At 67.3% G+C, this 19,329-nt stretch carries 23 protein-coding genes; 10 read left to right on the top strand and 13 right to left on the bottom strand.

Annotated elements, in window-relative coordinates:
- Positions 1-21: 21 nt before the first annotated feature.
- The 10 genes from ACK4IU_RS02860 to ACK4IU_RS02815 all read right to left on the bottom strand — a co-directional run bounded on the left by ACK4IU_RS02860 (position 22) and on the right by ACK4IU_RS02815 (position 6,838).
- Positions 22-330, bottom strand: a complete 309-nt coding sequence (locus ACK4IU_RS02860) for a hypothetical protein (RefSeq protein ID WP_409731432.1) — start codon at positions 328-330, stop codon at positions 22-24.
- A 4-nt stretch (positions 331-334) separates the two neighbouring features.
- Positions 335-652: a hypothetical protein gene (locus tag ACK4IU_RS02855; RefSeq protein ID WP_409731430.1), complete on the bottom strand. Its 318-nt coding sequence runs from the start codon at positions 650-652 to the stop codon at positions 335-337.
- Positions 652-2,454, bottom strand: coding sequence for a succinate dehydrogenase flavoprotein subunit (gene sdhA, locus ACK4IU_RS02850; protein WP_409731427.1), 1,803 nt, complete (start codon positions 2,452-2,454; stop codon positions 652-654). Before sdhA ends, ACK4IU_RS02855 begins: the two co-directional genes overlap by 1 nt.
- A complete protein-coding gene (locus ACK4IU_RS02845) occupies positions 2,454-3,071 on the bottom strand; it encodes a hypothetical protein (protein ID WP_409731424.1) in 618 nt (205 codons plus the stop codon). Before ACK4IU_RS02845 ends, sdhA begins: the two co-directional genes overlap by 1 nt.
- A gap of 3 nt (positions 3,072-3,074) precedes the next feature.
- The gene (sdhD, locus tag ACK4IU_RS02840; protein ID WP_409731421.1) at positions 3,075-3,446 is read right to left on the bottom strand and encodes a succinate dehydrogenase, hydrophobic membrane anchor protein; all 372 of its coding nucleotides are present in this window, start codon (positions 3,444-3,446) and stop codon (positions 3,075-3,077) included.
- 7 nt (positions 3,447-3,453) lie between these two features.
- A complete protein-coding gene (sdhC, locus tag ACK4IU_RS02835) occupies positions 3,454-3,852 on the bottom strand; it encodes a succinate dehydrogenase, cytochrome b556 subunit (protein ID WP_409731419.1) in 399 nt (132 codons plus the stop codon).
- 197 nt (positions 3,853-4,049) lie between these two features.
- Positions 4,050-5,072 carry a MaoC family dehydratase gene (locus ACK4IU_RS02830; RefSeq protein ID WP_409731416.1) on the bottom strand — a complete coding sequence of 341 codons (1,023 nt, stop codon included), beginning with the start codon at positions 5,070-5,072 and terminating at the stop codon, positions 4,050-4,052.
- On the bottom strand, positions 5,069-5,272 hold the full coding sequence (locus ACK4IU_RS02825; protein WP_149588038.1) for a DUF1737 domain-containing protein: 204 nt from the start codon (positions 5,270-5,272) through the stop codon (positions 5,069-5,071). The genes ACK4IU_RS02830 and ACK4IU_RS02825 overlap by 4 nt, the downstream gene beginning before the upstream one ends.
- A 136-nt stretch (positions 5,273-5,408) precedes the next feature.
- Positions 5,409-5,954: an NnrU family protein gene (locus ACK4IU_RS02820; RefSeq protein ID WP_409731413.1), complete on the bottom strand. Its 546-nt coding sequence runs from the start codon at positions 5,952-5,954 to the stop codon at positions 5,409-5,411.
- A gap of 38 nt (positions 5,955-5,992) precedes the next feature.
- Positions 5,993-6,838: an HpcH/HpaI aldolase/citrate lyase family protein gene (locus ACK4IU_RS02815; protein WP_409731410.1), complete on the bottom strand. Its 846-nt coding sequence runs from the start codon at positions 6,836-6,838 to the stop codon at positions 5,993-5,995.
- Positions 6,839-7,018: 180 nt separating this feature from the next.
- Between ACK4IU_RS02815 and ACK4IU_RS02810 the strand changes: the two genes are divergently transcribed.
- Positions 7,019-7,330 (top strand): hypothetical protein, encoded by a 312-nt coding sequence (locus ACK4IU_RS02810; protein ID WP_409731407.1) that lies wholly within the window; start codon positions 7,019-7,021, stop codon positions 7,328-7,330.
- Here ACK4IU_RS02810 and ACK4IU_RS02805 read toward each other — a convergent pair.
- A complete protein-coding gene (locus tag ACK4IU_RS02805; RefSeq protein WP_409731405.1) occupies positions 7,282-7,539 on the bottom strand; it encodes an Ada metal-binding domain-containing protein in 258 nt (85 codons plus the stop codon). The genes ACK4IU_RS02810 and ACK4IU_RS02805 overlap by 49 nt on opposite strands.
- Positions 7,540-7,691: 152 nt before the next feature.
- Entirely contained in the window at positions 7,692-8,441 is a 750-nt protein-coding gene (locus ACK4IU_RS02800) for a sulfite exporter TauE/SafE family protein (protein ID WP_409731402.1), read from the bottom strand.
- A gap of 154 nt (positions 8,442-8,595) precedes the next feature.
- Here ACK4IU_RS02800 and mdh point away from each other — a divergent pair, with 154 nt between their 5' ends.
- The 6 genes from mdh (at position 8,596) to ACK4IU_RS02770 (ending at position 13,300) form a co-directional block, all read left to right on the top strand.
- On the top strand, positions 8,596-9,558 hold the full coding sequence (mdh, locus tag ACK4IU_RS02795) for a malate dehydrogenase (RefSeq protein WP_409731399.1): 963 nt from the start codon (positions 8,596-8,598) through the stop codon (positions 9,556-9,558).
- A gap of 82 nt (positions 9,559-9,640) precedes the next feature.
- Complete coding sequence (locus tag ACK4IU_RS02790; protein ID WP_409731396.1) at positions 9,641-10,066, top strand: hypothetical protein; 426 nt, start codon at positions 9,641-9,643, stop codon at positions 10,064-10,066.
- Between the two features lie 45 nt (positions 10,067-10,111).
- On the top strand, positions 10,112-10,849 hold the full coding sequence (locus ACK4IU_RS02785; protein ID WP_409731393.1) for a hypothetical protein: 738 nt from the start codon (positions 10,112-10,114) through the stop codon (positions 10,847-10,849).
- Between the two features lie 372 nt (positions 10,850-11,221).
- Entirely contained in the window at positions 11,222-11,392 is a 171-nt protein-coding gene (locus ACK4IU_RS02780; RefSeq protein ID WP_409731390.1) for a hypothetical protein, read from the top strand.
- A gap of 125 nt (positions 11,393-11,517) precedes the next feature.
- The gene (locus tag ACK4IU_RS02775) at positions 11,518-12,054 is read left to right on the top strand and encodes a class I SAM-dependent methyltransferase (RefSeq protein ID WP_409731387.1); all 537 of its coding nucleotides are present in this window, start codon (positions 11,518-11,520) and stop codon (positions 12,052-12,054) included.
- 64 nt (positions 12,055-12,118) lie between these two features.
- Entirely contained in the window at positions 12,119-13,300 is a 1,182-nt protein-coding gene (locus tag ACK4IU_RS02770) for a hypothetical protein (RefSeq protein WP_409731385.1), read from the top strand.
- Between the two features lie 6 nt (positions 13,301-13,306).
- On the opposite strand, the gene ACK4IU_RS02765 is transcribed toward ACK4IU_RS02770, so the two are convergent.
- Positions 13,307-14,635 carry an aminotransferase class III-fold pyridoxal phosphate-dependent enzyme gene (locus ACK4IU_RS02765; RefSeq protein ID WP_409731382.1) on the bottom strand — a complete coding sequence of 443 codons (1,329 nt, stop codon included), beginning with the start codon at positions 14,633-14,635 and terminating at the stop codon, positions 13,307-13,309.
- 266 nt (positions 14,636-14,901) lie between these two features.
- On the opposite strand from ACK4IU_RS02765, the gene sucC reads away from it, so the two are divergent.
- The 3 genes from sucC to ACK4IU_RS02750 all read left to right on the top strand — a co-directional run.
- Entirely contained in the window at positions 14,902-16,095 is a 1,194-nt protein-coding gene (gene sucC / locus ACK4IU_RS02760) for an ADP-forming succinate--CoA ligase subunit beta (RefSeq protein ID WP_409731379.1), read from the top strand.
- A 5-nt stretch (positions 16,096-16,100) separates the two neighbouring features.
- Entirely contained in the window at positions 16,101-16,985 is an 885-nt protein-coding gene (gene sucD, locus ACK4IU_RS02755) for a succinate--CoA ligase subunit alpha (protein WP_409731376.1), read from the top strand.
- 68 nt (positions 16,986-17,053) lie between these two features.
- Positions 17,054-19,329, top strand: a 2,276-nt coding sequence (locus ACK4IU_RS02750) for a 2-oxoglutarate dehydrogenase E1 component (RefSeq protein ID WP_409731373.1), incomplete at its 3' end; no start/stop codon positions are given.

The following is a 19,329-nucleotide window of genomic DNA, read 5'->3' as shown; positions in this document are numbered from 1 at the left end:
GAGCGAGAACTGGACCATGTCTCAGCCTTTCCAGTCGGGTCTTGCATAAAGGGGGCGGCTCGGCGGTTCGCCGGCCTTCTGCATCACGCAGCTTTCGTAGACGGCCGAGGGGTCGCGGCCCATCAGGTAGTCCGAGCTGATGTTCAGTTCCAGGCCGGCTGACTTGCGCCCCCCCGAGGCGACGCCGACCGAAACCTCCCCCCGCGGCTGCTTGGCCAGGCGGGCGCGCTCGAAGCATTGCCGCTCGGCCTCGGCCAGCGACATCGGGCCGCATGCGGTCAGGGCAAGCAGGGCGGCAACGGACAGGGCGGGATGCAGCAGCCGTTTCATCCTGTCACCGGACCGGAGGAATGCCATTGGCGGCAAAGCAGGCCTGTGCCGCAGGGCGCAGCGCGATCTGCCGGATCGTCGCCTTGGTCGCGGTTCCGGCCTCGACGCCGACGTCGCGCGCCAGAAGCCGAAGCTCGTCCTCGCTGGCCGCATCGAGGATGCATTTCGTGGCCTTCCGCGCCGGTTCCGCCGGCATGTCGATGTTGACCACCGGGAACACCACCGTATGGGCCGTCCGCTTCAGCGTGTCCTGCACCAGTTCCGCCGGATCGCAGGCGGCAAGACCAAGGACAGCGGCAAGCGAAACGGCCAGGGCGCGCATCAGAACTTCCTTTCCGCCGGGGCGATCCTGGCCAAGGCGATACCGCCCTCGGCTTCCGTCGTCAGAGGGTCGGTGTGGACTGGCCGGTAGTCAAGCCTGACCCGGTTGCCGTCCACCCAGGCCAGCGAATGTTTGCGCCAGTTCGCGTCGTCGCGGTGCGGATGGTCCTCATGTGCATGGGCACCGCGGCTTTCGGTGCGGGCATGGGCGGCATAGATCGTGGCGAGCGCGTTCGGCATGAGGTTGGTCAGTTCCAGCGTCTCCATCAGGTCGCTGTTCCAGACCAGGCTGCGGTCCGTGACCTTCAGATCGCCCATCCTGCCCGCGATCTCGGTCATCTTGCGCTCGCCCGCAGCCAGCGTCTCCTCGGCACGGAACACCGCCGCATCGGCCTGCATCGTGCGCTGCATCTCCAGCCGCAACTCGGCCGTCGGGATTGCTCCGTTCGCATGGCGCAGCGCGTCGAACCGGTCCAGCGCCCTGTCCACCTCGGTCTTGTTCGTCGCGGGAACCGGGGCGGCCCGGTCCACGACCTGACCCGCGCGGATCGCCGCCGCCCGGCCGAAGACCACGAGGTCGATCAGGCTGTTCGACCCCAGCCGGTTCGCGCCGTGGACCGAGGCACAGCCCGCCTCGCCCACCGCCATCAGGCCCGGGAAGATCGCGTCGGGGTCGTCCTTCGTCGGGTTCAGCACCTCGCCCCAATAGTTCGTCGGGATGCCGCCCATGTTGTAATGCACCGTCGGCAGCACCGGGATCGGCTCCTTGTGCAGGTCCACGCCCGCGAAGATCCGCGCCGATTCCGTGATGCCGGGCAGGCGCAGTTCCAGCGACTCGCGCGGCAGGTGCGACAGGTTCAGGTGGATGTGGTCCTTGTTCGGCCCCACGCCGCGCCCCTCGCGGATTTCCAGCGTCATGCAACGGCTGACATAGTCGCGCGGTGCCAGGTCCTTGTAGTGCGGCGCATAGCGCTCCATGAACCGCTCGCCCGCGCTGTTGGTCAGATAGCCGCCCTCGCCCCGCGCGCCTTCGGTGATCAGGCAGCCCGAGCCATAGATCCCCGTCGGGTGGAACTGCACGAACTCCATGTCCTGCAATGGCAGACCCGCCCGCGCCACCATCCCGCCGCCGTCGCCGGTGCAGGTATGGGCCGAGGTCGCGCTGAAATAGGCCCGGCCATAGCCGCCCGTCGCCAGCACCACCATCTTCGCGTTGAAGACATGGATCGTGCCGTCATCCAGCTTCCAGGCGACGACGCCCGTGCAGGCGCCATCGGTAATGACCAGGTCGATCGCGAAATACTCGATGTAGAATTCCGCGTTGTTCTTCAGGCTTTGTCCATAGAGCGTATGCAGGATCGCATGCCCCGTCCGGTCGGCGGCCGCGCAGGTCCGCTGCACCGGCGGGCCGTTGCCGAACTCGGTCGTATGCCCGCCGAAGGGGCGCTGGTAGATCTTGCCCTCCTCGGTGCGGCTGAATGGCACGCCGTAGTGGTCCAGCTCGTAGACCGCTTTGGGCGCCTCGCGCGCGAGGTATTCCATGGCATCGGTGTCGCCCAGCCAGTCCGAGCCCTTCACCGTGTCATACATGTGCCACTGCCAGTGGTCCGGCCCCATGTTGCCAAGGCTGGCCGCGATGCCACCCTGCGCGGCCACCGTGTGGCTGCGGGTCGGGAACACCTTGGTCACGCAGGCCGTCCGCAGCCCCTGTTCGGCCATTCCCAGTGTCGCGCGCAGGCCCGCGCCGCCGGCCCCCACCACAACGACATCATAGTCATGCACTTCATATGGATAGGCGGTCATCACATGTCCTGGTCGTAGGTTTCGGGCCATATTTCCCACGCAAAGGCGATGGGCAGGGTGTCGGGAAAGTCCTCAGGCGCGATCAGCCCCTGATCGGCCATCTGCATGGACGGGGCATCGATCGCGGTCAGGAAATCCCACACCCGGCCATAGGCCATCAGCGGGACCAGTTCTGCCGCAGGCAGGTCGAAACAGGCCTGCAACGCGGTCACCTCGGCGCTGGTCAGCGCGGACGTCAGGCTCTTGAAGCCCGGATCGTTGTAACCGAACCAGTCCGCCGCATAGCCGTCGGGTCCGCCAAGATACAGCACGACCGGCTCCTGCCCGCCGCACCGCGCCTCGATGCGCCAGGACGCGAAATCCTCCAGCACCTGAATCGAGGCCAGCTTCCCGCCACGGCTCGGGTTGAACCCGGCCGAAAGCTCCGGCGACATCAGCGCCACCCAGACCGGCGCACCCGTCAGCCTTGCTGCCGCAGCGTCCGGCCCATCACCGGTCCCGCTGGTCAGCGGATAGATCACGGTTCCCGGCGGAGCCAGCGCGGCAACCTCGGCGCGCAACTGCTCAAGCCCCCGGGCGCTGGTCTGGTAGATCATGTAGTCGGTGTATTCGGACATGGTCTACAGCGCCATGCGGGCCAGGGCGAACAGCCCCGTCGCGGCGATCACCCAGGCCAGCGAGATGACGAAGATGATCAGCATCTTCCGTGCCGTGCCCCGGGCATAATCCTCGATCATCGTTGTCGCCCCCATGGCGAAATGCCGCATGCCCACGACGAGGACCAGCGCCGTCAGAATCGCCGGGAAGGGGCTGCCGAAAGTCTGGACCACCGCCTCGCGGCTCTGGCCCAGCGCCCGGCCGAAGACATAGAGCCAGACCGGCACGAGAAAGGCCAGGCCGACCGAGGAAACCGTCATCGACCAGTGATGCTCGGTCCCGGCATGGGCCGCTCCGCGACCCTCGGCACGCTTGCGGGGAGTGATGTAGCGCATGGCAGCCTCACCGTACCAGAAGAATTGTGATCACAGTCAGCACGATCGAGCCGATGATACAGGCCCAGCCCAGCTTTTCCGCCGTGGGAATGTCCAGACCCTTGCCGGCGTCGTAGTAAAGATGCCGCAGGCCTGCCAGGTAGTGATACCACACCGCCCAGAGCGAGCCGGTGAACACCAGATCGCCGAACCAGCTGGTTGCCACCGCGTTCGCCGTGGCGAAATAGGCCTCCGAGGTCGCCGCCGCCAGCAGCCACCACACGCCCAGCACCACACCGGCGATCAGCGCGTGCCCGGTGATCCGCGTCAGGATAGAGGTCAGCATCGGCACCTGCCAGCGATAGATCTGAAGGTGTGGCGACAGGGGTCGCGCGACCTGCACGGGGGGGCGCTTTGCGTCTGCCATGGTCCGTCCTCACGTCTGGCGGCGCCGCCCGAAGACCGGCGCCAGGCTGTCACTCGTTCCTCTGCATAGCGCGGATTTCGCCCATGTCACGCGCGGATTGCCGCAACTGCAACATGTTGTCGCTATCGGTGGCGAATTTCTGGCGTTTGCGATCACAAATTTTCTGGGCGTGATCACACCTGGTGCGAGCACCCGACTCACATCGGCACAAGTGCCCAGCAGTCGAGGTCCAAGAGCACCTCCGGCAGGTATTTCCCGTCCGGCCCGCGCAACTCGCCCACCCGGCCTTTCGTCGCCACAAGCCGCAGCCGCAAGGCGCCGACCGAGGGGACCGAGGTCTCCGCCCGGTCCAGCACCTCCGACCAGGCCCGGACCGTATCGCCCGCGAAACATGGGTTCGCATGGGCACCGGCATTCAGCGCCACGATCATCTGCGCATTGGCCAGCCCATTGAACGACAGCGCGCGGGCCAGACTGATGACATGCCCTCCATAGACCAGCCGCCGCCCGTCCTCGCGCTGGCCCACGTCGAAATGCACCTTCGACGTGTTCTGCCACAGCCGCGTCGCCAGCAGGTGCTCGGCCTCCTCGACCGTCACCGCATCGACATGGTCGATCACCTCGCCGACCTGGTAATTCCCGCAGCGATGCGGCTCCCCCGCTAGCCCGAAGTCATAGCGCGAAAAGTCCAGCCCCTCGGGCACCACCAGCGCCTCAGCCGAAACCGCCGCTGTCAGTTCCGGCACATGGACCGGCACCACGACCTCCCGCCGGCGTTTGCGCACCATCACCCAGCGGACGTACTCCAGCACTGCATCTCCGTGCTGGTTGATGCCCTTCGTCCGCACCCAGACCACCCCCGTCGCCCCCGACGAGGTCTCCTTCAACCCGATCACCTCGCTCTCCGACCGCAGCGTGTCGCCCGGCCAGACAGGCCTCAGCCAGCGCCCCTCGGCATAGCCGAGGTTCGCCACCGCGTTCAGGCTGATGTCGGGCACCGTCTTGCCGAACACCGTGTGGAAGGCGATCAGATCGTCCAGCGGCGAGGCCCTCAGCCCCACCGACCGCGCGAACTCGTCCGACGAATACAAGGCCCCGCGCGCCGGGTAGAGCGCATGGTAGAGCGCCCGCTCGCCCGCCCCCACCGTGCGCGGCACCGCATGGCGGATGACCTCGCCCAGGCGGTAGTCCTCGAAGAACCGTCCCGGATTGGTCTTCATTGCTCGCCCAGCTTCAGCTCCGGGTGATAATCGCCCGCCACTTCCTTCACCACCGCCTGCCCGCAGCGCATCACGCCATTGGCCGCGTCGAAGGCGTAAGTGGGCGAGCCATGCAGCTCCCATCCCTTGTTCAAGGCCGCCGTCACCTTGTGACAGAAGGCCGAGGTGTCGTCCGCGCTCAAGAAACGGTAAAGCTTCATTCCCTCACCAAGCCCCTGACAATTCGCCTGGAATTGCCCTTCATCTGTCCGCAAATATCCCACGGGGTAGCCCTTTGGTTTCGCCATTGGCTCGAGAAACCAATGGGCTGGGGGGTGTGAAACCCCCGGTCCTGCCTCAGCCCCAGGGCGGCACGCCCAGCCAGTTGTGGATCAGCATCACCACGCCCATCACCACAACGGCCCCGATCACGGCGCCCGCTTCCTTGCCCATCGAGGCAGGCGCCGGCGGCGCGGGTCGCGGCTCGGCGCGGTTGATCAGGATGACCTCCACCACCGCCCAGGCCAGAAGCCCGCCGAACAGCACGACCGAGGCCAGATCGCCGTTCACCAGAAGATGCGCCACCGCCCAGGTCTTGACCGCCGTCAGCTGCGGATGCCGGATCACGCCGGTGATCCGCGTCTTCATGCCGCTCGCCGCGTAAAGGTAGAAGGCGAACAGCATCAGGAGGTTGTTCACATGCACCAGAAAGCGCGGCGGATACCACAGATCGACGTGCCCGACACCGCGATAGCCCATGACCATCAGCACCACGCCGGCCAGCACGCCGACCGCGACGATGCCCTTGCCCGGGTCGCCGACCCGCGCCCGCGATGCCGGCGCCAGCCGCTTCCACAGATGTGCCGCCCACCACAGCGCCAGTCCCAGAACGATCAGTGTCATGCGATGCCTCCAGCCGGTTCATCAGGCGCACACTGCCCTCAAACCGCCAGCGCCGCAATTGCCTCGGCCTTGCCGATCAGCGCCTCGGCGGTCGTCACATGCAGGTTCTCGACGATCCTGCCGTCCACGACCGCCACCCCCTCGCCCCGCGCCCGCGCCTCGGCATAGGCCGCGATCATCCGCCGCGCCAGCGCGACCTCCTCCTCGCTGGGAGCAAAGACCTCGTTGGCGATTTCCAGCTGCGCCGGATGGATCAGCGTCTTGCCGTCGAACCCCATGTCGCGGCCCTGCTCGCATTCGGCACGCAGCCCCGCCTCGTCCTTGAAGGCGTTGAACACTCCGTCCACGATGATGCGCCCCTCGGCCCGCGCCGCCAGGATACAGGCGCCCAGCCCCGCCAGCAGCGGCAGCCGGTCGGACCGGAACCGCGCGCCCAGTTCCTTGGCCAGGTCGTTGGTGCCCATCACCATCCCCTCCAGCCGGGGATGCGCCGCAATGGCAGCCGCGTTCAGGCAGCCCTTCGCCGTCTCCAGCATCGCCCAGAGCGGCACGCGCACCCTGTCGGCCACCGCGTCCAGGTCCGCAGGGGCGTTAACCTTGGGCAGCAGCACCGCATCCACCCCCGGATGGTCGCCGAACGCCGCCAGGTCGCCCGCGACCCACTCGGTGCCAAGGCCGTTCACCCGCACGATCCGTGCCCGCGCGCCGTAATCCGCTTCCCGCAGGACATGGGCCAGCAACTCCCGCGCCCGCCCCTTCTCCTCGGGCGACACGGCATCCTCCAGATCGAAGATGATCGCGTCGGCCGCCAGCTCCCGGGCCTTCTCCAGCGCCCGCTCGCGCGCGGCCGGGATGTACAGGACAGAGCGATAGGGACGGGTCACGACTCACCTCAGCGCAACATTCTTGCGCTTGAAAACACGGATCAGACACAAACGGCAAGATGAAATCTGCCGCAGCGCAGAAATCCCTTGGCAACCGCAGCGCGGGAACGCCGTGTTAACCGCCTGTCAGCCCAGGACCGGCAGCCTTTCACGCATCCAGACCGCCAGAAAGGCCCGCTCATGACCCAAGAGATGTTCGCCCTCTCCTTCGGCCTCGCCGCGATGCTCGCCGCCGCCGACATCGCCCACGGCGCCCCGCAATGCGACAGCCGCGAGGCCGTGACCGCGCTGCTCGCCGACCGCTACGGCGAGACGCGCCGCTCGGTCGGCCTCGCCGGTCAGGCCGCCGTGATGGAAGTCTACGCCTCGACGGAAACCGGCACCTGGTCGATCACCATGACCTTGCCCGATGGCAGGATGTGCCTGATGGCCTCGGGCTCGGACTACGAGGCGGTGACCGACGGCCTGCCCGCCGCTGGCGATCCCGCCTGAGGCCGGCACCGCCTGCAGGCCCGAAAGCCCGCTGAAAGGACATCCTCGACCGAAGGCCTGAATACCACGTTCCGCCGCAACGGCGTCCGCGCCGGGCAGGTCATCCGGCAGAAGATCCCGGTGGTCGCCACACAGACGAAGGCCAGCCCCTCGAACCGTCCGTCCCGCGCGGCAAGGCTGGCGTAAAGCGTATCGGTATCGGGCAGCATCCGTTCTCTCCTTCCGGGCCGGACCCCGGGCACTTCCCTCCCCCCTCGCGGGGGAGGGAGAGGGTGGGGGGCGCAGCGGTCACCGCAGGATCATGCTGCCACGCACCGGCTCCGCGATCACCCCCCGCCCGGCGGAAACCGCAGCTTTCGGGTCAGATCAGCCCGCGGGCGCCGTCCCAGATCAGCTTCAGCGAAATCAGCGCCAGCGCCCAGACCACCAGCCGGAAAAACAGCCGTTCCGGCATCAGCTGCACCAGACGGACCCCGGCGAACACCGCCAAAATGGCCGGCAGCGCCAGGACCGCCGCCGCCTTCAGGTTCGCCGGGTTCAGCTGGCCCAGAGCATAATAGGGGATCAGCTTCACCGCGTTGATGATCGCGAAGGCGATCGTCGTCGTCCCCGCAAAAACCGCCTTCGGCAACCCCAGGGGCAGCGTGTAGACCTGCCAGGGCGGCGCCCCCGCGTGGCTGACAAAGCTGGTGAACCCCGTCACGGCGCCCCAGAACAGGCCCGGCGCCACCTCGGCCCGCTTCGGGCTTGCCGCCACCGGCTTGCGCGCCAGGATGTTCAGCGCGAAGGCAAGACCGATCGCACCCACGACCAGCGTCACCGCCGCCTCGCTGACCAGGCTCGCCGTCGCCCAGCCGATGCCGATCCCGATCACCGCCCCCGGCACCACGATGGCCAGCACCCTTCGGTCGAAGGCATGGCGGTAGGCATACAGCCCGAAGACATCCGAAACGATGTAGACCGGCAGCAGCAGCCCCGCCGCCACCACCGGATTGATGACCAGCGCCAGGACCGGTACCCCCAGCATGCCCACCACCGGAACGCCGCCCTTGCCCATCCCCACCAGGGCCGCCGCGACCACCGCCGCCACCCAGAAACCCAGACCTTCCATCGCGCCCTCCGCCAGCGTTACCGCTAACCCCTTCCGCGCCGACCCGAAAGGCGGAAAATTCTGCATACAATAGTATACCAAAACTGCCCGAAGGCTGGACAGTCGCGCCATTAGCCGCTACCCACACCCTCGATTAATCCCAACGGAGGCTCCCATGGCCAGACCCAAGATCGCCCTCATCGGCGCCGGTCAGATCGGCGGCACGCTTGCGCACCTGATCGCGCTCAAGGAACTGGGCGATGTCGTCCTGTTCGACATCGCCGAGGGCACGCCGCAGGGCAAGGCGCTGGACATCGCGCAATCCGGCCCGGTCGAGGGCTTCGATGCCGCGCTCAAGGGCACGAACGACTATGCCGACCTTGCCGGGGCCGATGTCTGCATCGTCACCGCCGGCGTCCCCCGCAAACCGGGGATGAGCCGTGACGACCTGCTCGGCATCAACCTCAAGGTGATGAAGTCGGTCGGCGAAGGCATCAAGGCCCATGCCCCGAACGCCTTCGTGATCTGCATCACCAACCCGCTCGACGCCATGGTCTGGGCGCTGCGCGAATTCTCGGGCCTGCCGCACAACAAGGTGATCGGCATGGCCGGCGTGCTCGACTCGGCCCGCTTCCGCCACTTCCTCGCGATCGAGTTCAACGTCTCGATGAAAGACGTCACCGCCTTCGTCCTCGGCGGCCACGGCGACACGATGGTCCCGTCGGTCCGCTACTCCACCGTCGGCGGCATCCCGCTGCCCGACCTCGTGGCGATGGGCTGGACCACACAAGAAAAACTCGACGCCATCGTCCAGCGCACCCGCGACGGCGGGGCCGAGATCGTGGGCCTGCTGAAAACCGGCTCGGCCTTCTACGCCCCCGCGGCCTCGGCCGTCGAGATGGCCGAAGCCTACCTCAAGGACCAGAAGCGCCTTCTGCCCTGCGCCGCCCATGTCAAGGGCGCCTATGGGCTTGACGGCCTTTACGTCGGCGTCCCGGTCATCATCGGCGCGGGCGGGGTGGAACGTGTGGTCGAGGTGAAACTCGACGCCACCGAAAAGGCCATGTTCGACAAGTCGGTCGATGCGGTGAAGGGCCTCGTGACCGCCTGCAAGGGCATCGACCCGACGCTCGCCTGAGCCTATGTGACAAACCTGACCTTGAATGCGCAGCCCCCGGCTGCGCATTCTGCGTTTCTGTCCCAGTTAAAGGCCGTTGCCCATGAAAGCTGTCCTCTTCGCCTTCCTCGCCCTCGCCAGCCCTTCCGCTGCCCAGACCCTGTCCGAGGAGATCGGCGCCAAAGGCATCGCCCCCACGCTTGCCCGGCTCAAGGCCCAGCCCGAACCCGCGCTCGAAGACATCTTCGCCATCGGCGGGCTGCATTTCCTGGGTTCCGTCGAACGCGCCCTTCAGATGCAGTGGCGCAGCGGGGCCGATCAGGCCACCGGCAACGTGGGCGATGCGCTGGGCCTGCCGTTCCTGCGCCTGCCCGTGCCGCCCAACCCCGCGCCCGAGCCGTTCAGCGGCGCAGTGGTCAGCCAGGTTTTCGCCGGCATCGACGCCGACATGGCCGCCGCCCGCGCCGCCCTGGCCACCCTGCCGCCGGGCGAAGACTTCGGCCTGGAAATCACCTTCTCGGACCTCTGATTCGACATCAACCTGAACGGCACCCGCGAGCCTGAAGAGGACGCCGTGGCCATTCTCGGCCCGGTCCTTCTCGGCTGGCAATGGCAGGCGCCCGACCCCGCCGCGCCGCCCCTGACCGTCCGCTTCGACGCCGCCGATGCGGCCTGGCTTGCGGCCTACACGCATGTGATGTCCGGCGTGGCGAACACCGTCCTCGCCTACGACCCCGCGGCCAGCATCGACCGCGTCATCGCCGCCCGCGCCGCGATCAGGGTGGCACCGCCAAGTCCCGGAAACTACAGCTTCGATGCCTCCTTCGGACAGTTTCTCGACGCCTTCGCCATGCTGGAAGGCGCGGTGAACCAGCCCCCCGATGCCGCCCGAGCGACAGCCGCCAAGGATCATTTCCTGTCGATGATCGCCGAGAACCGCCGCTTCTGGTCCCTTGTCGCGCTTGAGACCGACAATACCCTCGAATGGATCCCGAACGACCGCCAGACTTCCGCGCTTGGCCTCGAACTGCCTGCGGGCACCGGCGACACCTGGCTCGGCGTCCTGGCCGATGGCGAAGCCCTCCTTCAGGGCCGTCTCCTGATCCCCTACTGGCGCGGGCCCACCGGCCAGGGCATCAACCTCGGCCGCATGTTCGACGACCCCGCGCCCATGTCGATCATCGGCTGGGCGCAGGGCTGGGCCGCCGTCCCCTACCTGGAACACGGCCCCGTGGTGACCGCCACAAGCCTGCGCCGGTTCGAGGCGCTGATGGGCGGCGATGCCGGGCTGATGATGGTGTTCCTGAACTGATCGCATCCGGTTCCGCCTTCGGGACCGGCACCCCGGGGATGCATGCCCTGCTGCCCGTTCTCGCCCGCCGATCGGGTTTCAGACCGACACCACCGGCGACCCCGCCCGTACCCGGCTCTCCCGCGACGCGCCTCCCTCCCCCGGGTGGGGGAGGGATGGGGAGCGGGGCAGAGGAGGGATGGGGAGCGAGGCGCGAAGGGAAGCCCCGAACACTCGATCCAGGATGCCTAACAAAGCCCTAATGGAAAATCTCAACCTTTTGGAATCATTCACATCTCTGGATTTGTCCACCGTGGACACACACGCACCCCTTGCCCCGCCGCCACAAATCCGGCATCCCCCTTCCAGACCCACAGCCTCGGAGGCGCCCCGATGGACTATTCGAAATCCGGCAACCCCAAGGGCTCCCGCAGCACGCTCCGCGGCCCCGACCATGCCCAGAAGGGCGCGCCCAAGTCGGTGAAGCCCCCGCGCGAAACGCCCGAACAACTCCTCGCCCGCATGAAGGCTGCCGCCGCCGCGAAGAAGGACCCCAAGGCCTGACCCGCCCCCCCTCGCAAAGACCGACATCCCCCTACCTCGCCCCCGGTTTCTATGACGAGGCCATCGCCAGGGGCCGCCACCGCGACATCGTCGGCGGCCGCTGGGACGAAACCGCTCGCGTCCAGATGGCCGCCCTCCTCGCCCAGGGCATGACGCCCGAGGACCACCTCCTCGACATCGGCTGCGGCGCGCTCCGGCTCGGCCACAAGGCCGTCCCCTTCCTCGATCCCGGCCACTACTGGGGCACCGACGCCTCCCTCGCCCTGATGCAGCACGGACGGCTCAGCGAACTCCCCGACCCCGACCGCCTGCCGCTCGACCACCTGATCGAGGACGCCGCCTTCGCCTACCCCGGCATCCCCGACACGATCACGCTGGCCATCGCCTTCGGCGTCTTCACCCACCTGCCCCATGCCGACCTCGCCACGGCGTTGCGGAACCTCCGCCGCTTCCCGAACCTCCGCGCGACCCTGTTCACGGTCTTCCTCTCCGATGCCCCCGGCGCCACCCGCCAGCCCGACGGCGTCGTCACTCACCCCGACCGCCCGCCCTATCACGTCGCCGAAGCCGCCGTTCGAGACACCATCGCCGCAGCAGGTTTCACCCCCACCCGCCTCCCGACACTCCTGCCGCGCGGGCAGGTCCTGTGGTCCGCGACCTGAGGGCTTCCCCACCTTGCGCCGCGCCGCAGGCCCGCCCACACTTGTGCGGAAACCGGAGTCCCCCATGCGCGCACTTGCCCTCGCCCTGCTCCTCGCCACTCCCGTCACCGCCGAGACGATAAGCCAGGAGATCGCCAGCACCGGCCTGCAGGCGACCGAATCCCGCCTCGCTGCGCTCCCCTCCCCCACCAGCGAAGAGCTCTTCGCGCTGGCCGGTCTCCACTTCCTCGGCGGCGTCGAACAAGCCCTGCAGTTGCGCTGGAAGACCGGGGTCAAGGCCGACTGGTCCGAACTCCCGATCCTCCGCCTGCCGATCCCCGAGAACCCCGACGCCATCCCCTTCCAGGCCGCCGACTTCACCGCCCTCATCCGCAACCTCGACGCCGAAATGGACGCTGCCCGCACGGCCCTGGCGCAGCTTGGCGACCAGGAGTTTTCGCTGCCGGTCCGCATCAGCGACCTCTGGTTCGACATCAACGCCAACGGCACCCGCGAAGCCGGAGAAAGCCTCGCCGAAGTCACCGGCATGGCCCTCGGCGGCGGTCGCGGCATGGGCGTCCGGGTCGAGGATCCGGTCATCACCTTCGACACCGCCGACGCCGCATGGCTGTCGGCCTACACCCATTTCCTGTCCGGCTTCGCCTCGACCGCGCTGGCATACGACCCCGAACCCGCGATCCAGCGGGTGATCGACTCGTCGCAGCAGATCTACGCCTTCTGGGGCACAACCCCACCCCGCAATGCAATGGACATGATGTTCGGCCGTCAGGTGGACCGGGCGGCAATGGTCCTGCACGCCCTTTCGAACACGCCCGACAAGGGCCTTGCGCAGGATGCCCATGGCCATCTCCTGGCGATGATCCAGGAGAACCGCCGCTTCTGGTCCCTCGTCGCGATCGAGACCGACGACACAGGCGAATGGGTGCCGAACGACCGCCAGACCTCGGGACTTGGCCTCAGGATGCCGCCCGGCACCGGCGAACGCTGGCAGGCGGTGCTGGCTGACGCCGAGAAGGTGCTCAAGGGCGAGGTGCTGCTCCCGCACTGGCGCTTCGGGGCCGAGGCCGGGATCAACCTGAGACGCGCCTTCGAAGATCCGCCCGCCATCGACCTTGTCACCTTCATCCAGGGCGAGGGCCTGCTGCCTTACGCCGAGAAGGGGCCGCTGATGTCGTTGCAATCCTGGCGCGACTTTGAGGATTTCATCCAGGGCGACGCGATGCTGTTCGCGGTCTTCCTGAACTGACTGCGTTCAGCCGGGCAGGCCGGCGATCACGGTCTCCAGCGTTGCGACCAGCTTGTCGGCGATCTCGTCCAGCTCGCCGTCCGTCGCATTGAACGGCGGCGCGAGGATCACCGTATCCCCAGCCGCGCCGTCCACGTTGCCGCCCGAGGGATAGCAGATCAGGCCCCGCCGCAGCCCCTCGGCGCGGATCCGGCCGTTGACGCCCAGCGCGGCATCGAACGGAGCCTTGGTCTCGGGATCCGCCACGATCTCGACCCCGATGAAATAGCCGCGCCCCCGCACATCGCCGACCCGGGGCAGATGCGCCATCCGCGCCCGCAGGTCGGCCTGCCAGCGCGGACCCTTGTCGCGGATGCGGGCCAGAAGACCCTCTTCTCGCACGATCTTCTGCACCGCCACACCCGCCGCAAGGCAGGCCGTGTGCCCGGTGTAGGTGTGTCCCGTCAGCGGCCCGCCGTGGCCTTTCGCCATCGCCTCGGCGATCTCGGCCGTATAGACCGCCGCCCCCAGCGGCAGATAGCCGCCCGACAGCGACTTGGCCACGGTGATGATGTCGGCGGTGATCCCGTCCTCCTCGGAGGCGCGCCAGACCCCGGTGCGGCCCGAGCCGCACATCACCTCGTCGCAGATGACAAGTACGCCGTGCCGCCGGCAGACCTCGGCCACGGCCTTGCCATAGCCTTCCGGCGCGGGCAGCGCTCCGCCGGCCGCGCCCACCACCGGCTCGAAGATGAAGGCCGCCACCGTCTCGGGCCCCAGCCGCAGGATCTCTGCCTCCAGTTCGGCGGCCAGATGCGCCACCAGCCCCTCGCGGCTCACCCCCTCCGGCAGCCGGTAGGCATTGGCCGCGCTCACCCGCCCGACCTGGGGCAAGGCGCCCGCAAAGGCGCGCTGCCGCTCCTCGAACCCCGACAAGGCCGTCGCCATCAGCGTATTTCCATGCCAGGACCGCTTCCGCGCGATGAACTTCACCCGCTTCGGATCGCCCCTGTCGTAATGGTATTGCAGCGCGATCTTCACCGCGCTTTCCACCGCCTCGGACCCCGAGGTCGTGTAGACCATCTCGGCCAGCCCCGTGGCCTGGCGGATGATCTCGGTCATCTCCTCCAGCGGGTCGGTGGTGAAGAGATAGCGGTAGCCGTAGGCAACCTTCTCCATCTGCCGCGCCACCGCCGCGTTGACCCGGGCGTCGCCGTGCCCGATCGAGAACACCGCCGGCCCGCCCGAGCCGTCGATGTATTGCCGCCCCTCGACATCCCACAGATAGACCCCCCGCCCGTGGCTGATCTTCGGCAGGCTTCCCTGGGTGATGTCGTTGGCGCTTGGGCGCGGCATGATGGTCTCCTTCGTGACCAGTCAGCCTTCGCAAGCCGCCGGACACTTGTCAATCTGGCCACGGCAAGGGCGATTCGCAGCCTGTTCTGGCGTTACCGCCACCATGTGATCACACGTTTCAGGCATGTGATCACACATTTGAAAGCTGTGATCACATCTCTCATTTTCTCGGCATTTTGCCGGCATTACAGGCATTTGCCGTTTGGCGAGACCGCCAACCCGTGCCAGAAGGACCCGGACCAATCCCGGCCGTGAAGGGGCGCCCCATGAACATCCACGAATACCAGGCGAAAGAGCTTCTGCGCAGCTACGGCATACCGGTCAGTGACGGCCGTGTCGTCCTGAAGGCCGAGGACGCCAAGACCGCCGCGGGGGAACTCGACGGGCCGCTGTGGGTCGTGAAGGCGCAGATCCACGCCGGGGGCCGCGGCAAGGGCCATTTCAAGGAACCCGAGGCCGGCGAGAAGGGCGGCGTGCGCCTGGCCCGCAGCGTCGGCGAAGCCGCCGAGTTCGCCCGCCAGATGCTGGGCCGCACCCTCGTCACCGTCCAGACCGGCCCGGCGGGCAAGCAGGTGAACCGGATCTACATCGAGGATGGTTCGGACATCGAGCGCGAATTCTACCTCGCCTTTCTGATCGACCGCAAATCCAGCCGCATCTCGATCGTCGCCTCCACCGAAGGCGGCATGTCAATCGAGGACGTGGCCCATGAAACGCCCGAGAAGATCCACACCTTCACCATCGACCCGGCGACGGGCCTGCAGGACTTCCACGGTCGCCGCGTGGCCTTTGCGCTGGGGCTGACCGGGGCGCAGGTCAAGCAATGCGTCCAGATCGTGAAGAAGCTCTACCAGCTGTTCCTGGACAAGGACATGGACATGCTGGAGATCAACCCGTTCTGCGTCTTGAAGGACGGCTCGCTGCGCCTCCTCGACGCCAAGATGGGCTTCGACGGCAATGCGATCTATCGCCACCCCGACATCGCCGCCCTCCGTGACGAGACCGAGGAAGACCCCAAGGAACTCGCCGCGTCGAAGTTCGACCTGAACTACATCGCGCTTGATGGCGAGATCGGCTGCATGGTCAACGGCGCAGGGTTGGCGATGGCCACGATGGACATCATCAAGCTTTACGGCGCCGAGCCCGCCAACTTCCTTGACGTCGGCGGCGGCGCCACCAAGGAGAAGGTGACCGAGGCCTTCAAGATCATCACCTCGGACCCGAACGTGAAGGGCATCCTGGTCAACATCTTTGGCGGCATCATGCGCTGCGACATCATCGCCGAGGGCGTGATCGCGGCGGTCAAGGAAGTCGGCCTCAAGGTCCCGCTGGTGGTGCGGCTCGAAGGCACCAACGTCGAGTTGGGCAAGAAGATCATCAACGACTCGGGCCTCAACGTCATCGCAGCCGACGACCTGTCGGATGCCGCCCGGAAGATCGTCAAAGCGGTGAAAGGCTGAAGCTCATGTCCGTTCTCGTCAACAAGAACACCCGCGTCATCTGCCAGGGCTTCACCGGCTCCCAGGGCACCTTCCACTCGGAACAGGCCATCGCCTATGGGACGCAAATGGTCGGCGGCGTGACCCCCGGAAAGGGCGGGACCGAGCATCTCGGCCTCCCCGTCTTCGACTCGGTCCACGAGGCCGTCGCCAAAACCGGCGCCGATGCGACCGCGATCTACGTGCCGCCGCCCTTCGCCGCCGACTCGATCCTCGAAGCCATCGACGCCGAAGTGCCGCTGATCGTGTGCATCACCGAAGGCATCCCGGTCCTCGACATGATGAAAGTGAAGCGCGCGCTCATAAATTCGAAGTCGCGGCTCATCGGCCCGAACTGCCCCGGCGTCCTGACCCCCGGCGAATGCAAGATCGGGATCATGCCGGGCTCGATCTTCTCCAAGGGCTCGGTCGGGGTTGTGTCGCGGTCCGGCACGCTTACCTATGAGGCCGTGAAGCAGACCACCGACGTGGGCCTTGGCCAGACCACCGCCGTCGGCATCGGCGGCGACCCGATCAAGGGCACCGAACACATCGACGTGCTCGAGATGTTCCTTGCCGACCCCGAAACCCACTCGATCATCATGATCGGAGAAATCGGCGGGTCGGCCGAAGAGGAAGCTGCCCAGTTCCTCGCCGACGAAAGGAAACGCGGTCGCTGGAAGCCCACCGCCGGCTTCATCGCCGGCCGCACCGCCCCCCCGGGCCGCCGCATGGGCCACGCCGGCGCCATCGTGGCGGGCGGCAAGGGCGACGCAGGATCGAAGATCGAGGCGATGAAGTCCGCCGGGATCGTCGTGGCCGACAGCCCGGCCGGGCTCGGCGAGGCCGTGCTGAAAGCGATCAAGGGCTGAACTGGACCAGGGCGGGGGACGCCCCGCCTTTCCCTCGGCGGTAGCCCCGCCCCAACAGGAAACGCGCGATGACCGACCAATCCCCCACCGCCGCCTTCACCGCCTCGTCCTTCCTTGACGGGGCCAATGCCGATTACGTCGACCAGCTGGCCGCCCGCCACGCCGCCGACCCGAATTCGGTCGACCCGCAATGGGCCGAGTTCTTCAAGGCCCTCGGCGACAGCGAGATCGACGCCAAGCGCGCCGCGCAAGGCCCCAGCTGGGCGCGCGCCGACTGGCCGCCGCAGCCCGCCGACGACCTGACCGCCGCGCTGACCGGCGAATGGGCGGCCCCGCCCCCGGCGAAGGAGGCGAAGGCCGCCAGCCAGAAGATCGCCGCCAAGGCCGCCGAGGCGGGCGTCCAGTTGACCGAAGACCAGATCCAGCGTGCCGTCCTCGATTCCATCCGCGCGCTGATGATCATCCGCGCCTACCGGATCCGCGGCCATCTCGCCGCCGATCTCGACCCGCTGGGCCTGGCCGAACGCGGCAACCACCCCGAGCTCGACCCCGCCTCCTACGGCTTCACCGAGGCCGACATGGACCGGCCCATCTTCATCGACAACGTGCTGGGCCTGACCCACGCCTCGATGCGCGAGATCATCGACATCCTCAAGCGCACCTACTGCGGCACCTTCGCGCTGCAATACATGCACATCTCCGACCCCGAGCAGGCCGCCTGGCTGAAGGAGCGGATCGAGGGCTACGGCAAGGAGATCAGCTTTACCCGCCAGGGCCGCCGCGCGATCCTGAACAAGCTGGTGGAGGCCGAGGGCTTCGAGAAGTTCCTGCATGTCAAGTACATGGGCACCAAGCGCTTCGGTCTTGACGGGGGCGAGGCGCTGATCCCGGCGATGGAGCAGATCATCAAGCGCGGCGGCGCGCTGGGGGTGAAGGAGATCATCATCGGCATGCCGCACCGGGGGCGGCTGAACATCCTCGCCAACGTGATGCAGAAGCCCTACCGCGCGATCTTCCACGAATTCCAGGGCGGCTCCTACAAGCCCGAGGACGTGGACGGCTCGGGCGACGTGAAATACCACCTCGGCGCCTCGTCCGACCGCGAGTTCGACGGCAACAAGGTCCACCTCTCGCTGACCGCGAACCCCTCGCACCTCGAGGCCGTGAACCCTGTCGTGCTGGGCAAGGCGCGGGCAAAGCAGGACCAGCTCAACGACACCGCCGAGCGGATCGCGGTGCTGCCTGTGCTGTTGCACGGCGACGCGGCCTTCGCGGGTCAGGGCGTCGTGGCCGAATGCCTGCAACTGTCGGGCATCAAGGGCCACCGGACAGGGGGCTGCATCCACATCATCGTCAACAACCAGATCGGCTTCACCACGGCACCCGCCTTCAGCCGCACCTCGCCCTACCCGACCGACATCGCGCTGATGGTCGAGGCGCCGATCTTCCACGTCAACGGCGACGACCCAGAAGCCGTGGTCCATGCCGCCAAGGTCGCAACCGAATTCCGCCAGAAGTTCCACAAGGACGTGGTCATCGACATCTTCTGCTACCGCCGCTTCGGTCACAACGAAGGCGACGAGCCGATGTTCACCAACCCCGCGATGTACAACCGCATCCGCAAGCAGAAGACCACGCTGCAACTTTATACCGAACGGCTGGTGGCCGACGGCCTGATCTCGGCCGGCGAGATCGAGGACATGAAGGCCGCCTTCCAGGCCCGGCTCAACGAGGAATTCGAGGCCGGCAAGGCCTTCCTGCCGAACAAGGCCGATTGGCTGGACGGCCGCTGGAAGAACCTGGCCACCAAGGACCTGAACAACTACCAGCGCGGCGAGACATGGATCAAGGCCGAGACCCTGGCCGAGGTCGGGGCCGCGCTGACCCGGGTGCCGGAAGGGTTCGATATTCACAAGACCGTGGCCCGTCAGCTGGAAGCAAAGCGGGAAATGTTTGCAAAAGGTCAAGGCTTCGACTGGGCGACGGCCGAGGCGCTGGCCTTCGGCTCGCTCCAGGTCGAAGGCTTCCCGGTGCGGCTCGCCGGCCAGGACTGCACGCGCGGCACCTTCTCGCAGCGCCATTCCGGCTGGGTCGATCAGACCACCGAGGAACGCTACTATCCCCTGAACCACATCCGCCCCGGCCAGGCGCGGTACGAGGTCATCGACTCCATGCTGTCGGAATATGCCGTGCTCGGTTTCGAGTATGGCTATTCGCTGGCCGAACCGAACGCGCTGACGCTCTGGGAGGCCCAGTTCGGGGACTTCGCCAACGGCGCGCAGATCATGTTCGACCAGTTCATCAACTCGTCGGAATCGAAATGGCTGCGGATGTCGGGCCTCGT

Origin of the sequence: Tabrizicola flagellatus, assembly GCF_046295235.1 — a bacterium.
Taxonomy (GTDB): Bacteria; Pseudomonadota; Alphaproteobacteria; order Rhodobacterales; family Rhodobacteraceae; genus Tabrizicola; species Tabrizicola flagellata_A.
This window is presented reverse-complemented; position numbering and strand designations above follow the sequence as displayed.

Bases quoted from the DNA above. Each gene is read 5' to 3' on its own strand.
- ACK4IU_RS02780 (WP_409731390.1), top strand. From the start codon at position 11,222: ATGGACTATTCGAAATCCGGCAACCCCAAGGGCTCCCGCAGCACGCTC.
- ACK4IU_RS02765 (WP_409731382.1), bottom strand. From the start codon at position 14,635: ATGCCGCGCCCAAGCGCCAACGACATCACCCAGGGAAGCCTGCCGAAG.
- ACK4IU_RS02845 (WP_409731424.1), bottom strand. From the start codon at position 3,071: ATGTCCGAATACACCGACTACATGATCTACCAGACCAGCGCCCGGGGG.
- ACK4IU_RS02810 (WP_409731407.1), top strand. From the start codon at position 7,019: ATGACCCAAGAGATGTTCGCCCTCTCCTTCGGCCTCGCCGCGATGCTC.
- sucD (WP_409731376.1), top strand. From the start codon at position 16,101: ATGTCCGTTCTCGTCAACAAGAACACCCGCGTCATCTGCCAGGGCTTC.
- ACK4IU_RS02775 (WP_409731387.1), top strand. From the start codon at position 11,518: ATGGCCGCCCTCCTCGCCCAGGGCATGACGCCCGAGGACCACCTCCTC.
- ACK4IU_RS02860 (WP_409731432.1), bottom strand. From the start codon at position 330: ATGAAACGGCTGCTGCATCCCGCCCTGTCCGTTGCCGCCCTGCTTGCC.
- sucC (WP_409731379.1), top strand. From the start codon at position 14,902: ATGAACATCCACGAATACCAGGCGAAAGAGCTTCTGCGCAGCTACGGC.
- ACK4IU_RS02830 (WP_409731416.1), bottom strand. From the start codon at position 5,072: ATGAAGACCAATCCGGGACGGTTCTTCGAGGACTACCGCCTGGGCGAG.
- sdhA (WP_409731427.1), bottom strand. From the start codon at position 2,454: ATGACCGCCTATCCATATGAAGTGCATGACTATGATGTCGTTGTGGTG.
- ACK4IU_RS02805 (WP_409731405.1), bottom strand. From the start codon at position 7,539: ATGCTGCCCGATACCGATACGCTTTACGCCAGCCTTGCCGCGCGGGAC.
- ACK4IU_RS02825 (WP_149588038.1), bottom strand. From the start codon at position 5,272: ATGAAGCTTTACCGTTTCTTGAGCGCGGACGACACCTCGGCCTTCTGT.
- ACK4IU_RS02855 (WP_409731430.1), bottom strand. From the start codon at position 652: ATGCGCGCCCTGGCCGTTTCGCTTGCCGCTGTCCTTGGTCTTGCCGCC.
- ACK4IU_RS02800 (WP_409731402.1), bottom strand. From the start codon at position 8,441: ATGGAAGGTCTGGGTTTCTGGGTGGCGGCGGTGGTCGCGGCGGCCCTG.
- ACK4IU_RS02770 (WP_409731385.1), top strand. From the start codon at position 12,119: ATGCGCGCACTTGCCCTCGCCCTGCTCCTCGCCACTCCCGTCACCGCC.
- ACK4IU_RS02790 (WP_409731396.1), top strand. From the start codon at position 9,641: ATGAAAGCTGTCCTCTTCGCCTTCCTCGCCCTCGCCAGCCCTTCCGCT.
- mdh (WP_409731399.1), top strand. From the start codon at position 8,596: ATGGCCAGACCCAAGATCGCCCTCATCGGCGCCGGTCAGATCGGCGGC.
- sdhC (WP_409731419.1), bottom strand. From the start codon at position 3,852: ATGGCAGACGCAAAGCGCCCCCCCGTGCAGGTCGCGCGACCCCTGTCG.
- ACK4IU_RS02820 (WP_409731413.1), bottom strand. From the start codon at position 5,954: ATGACACTGATCGTTCTGGGACTGGCGCTGTGGTGGGCGGCACATCTG.
- sdhD (WP_409731421.1), bottom strand. From the start codon at position 3,446: ATGCGCTACATCACTCCCCGCAAGCGTGCCGAGGGTCGCGGAGCGGCC.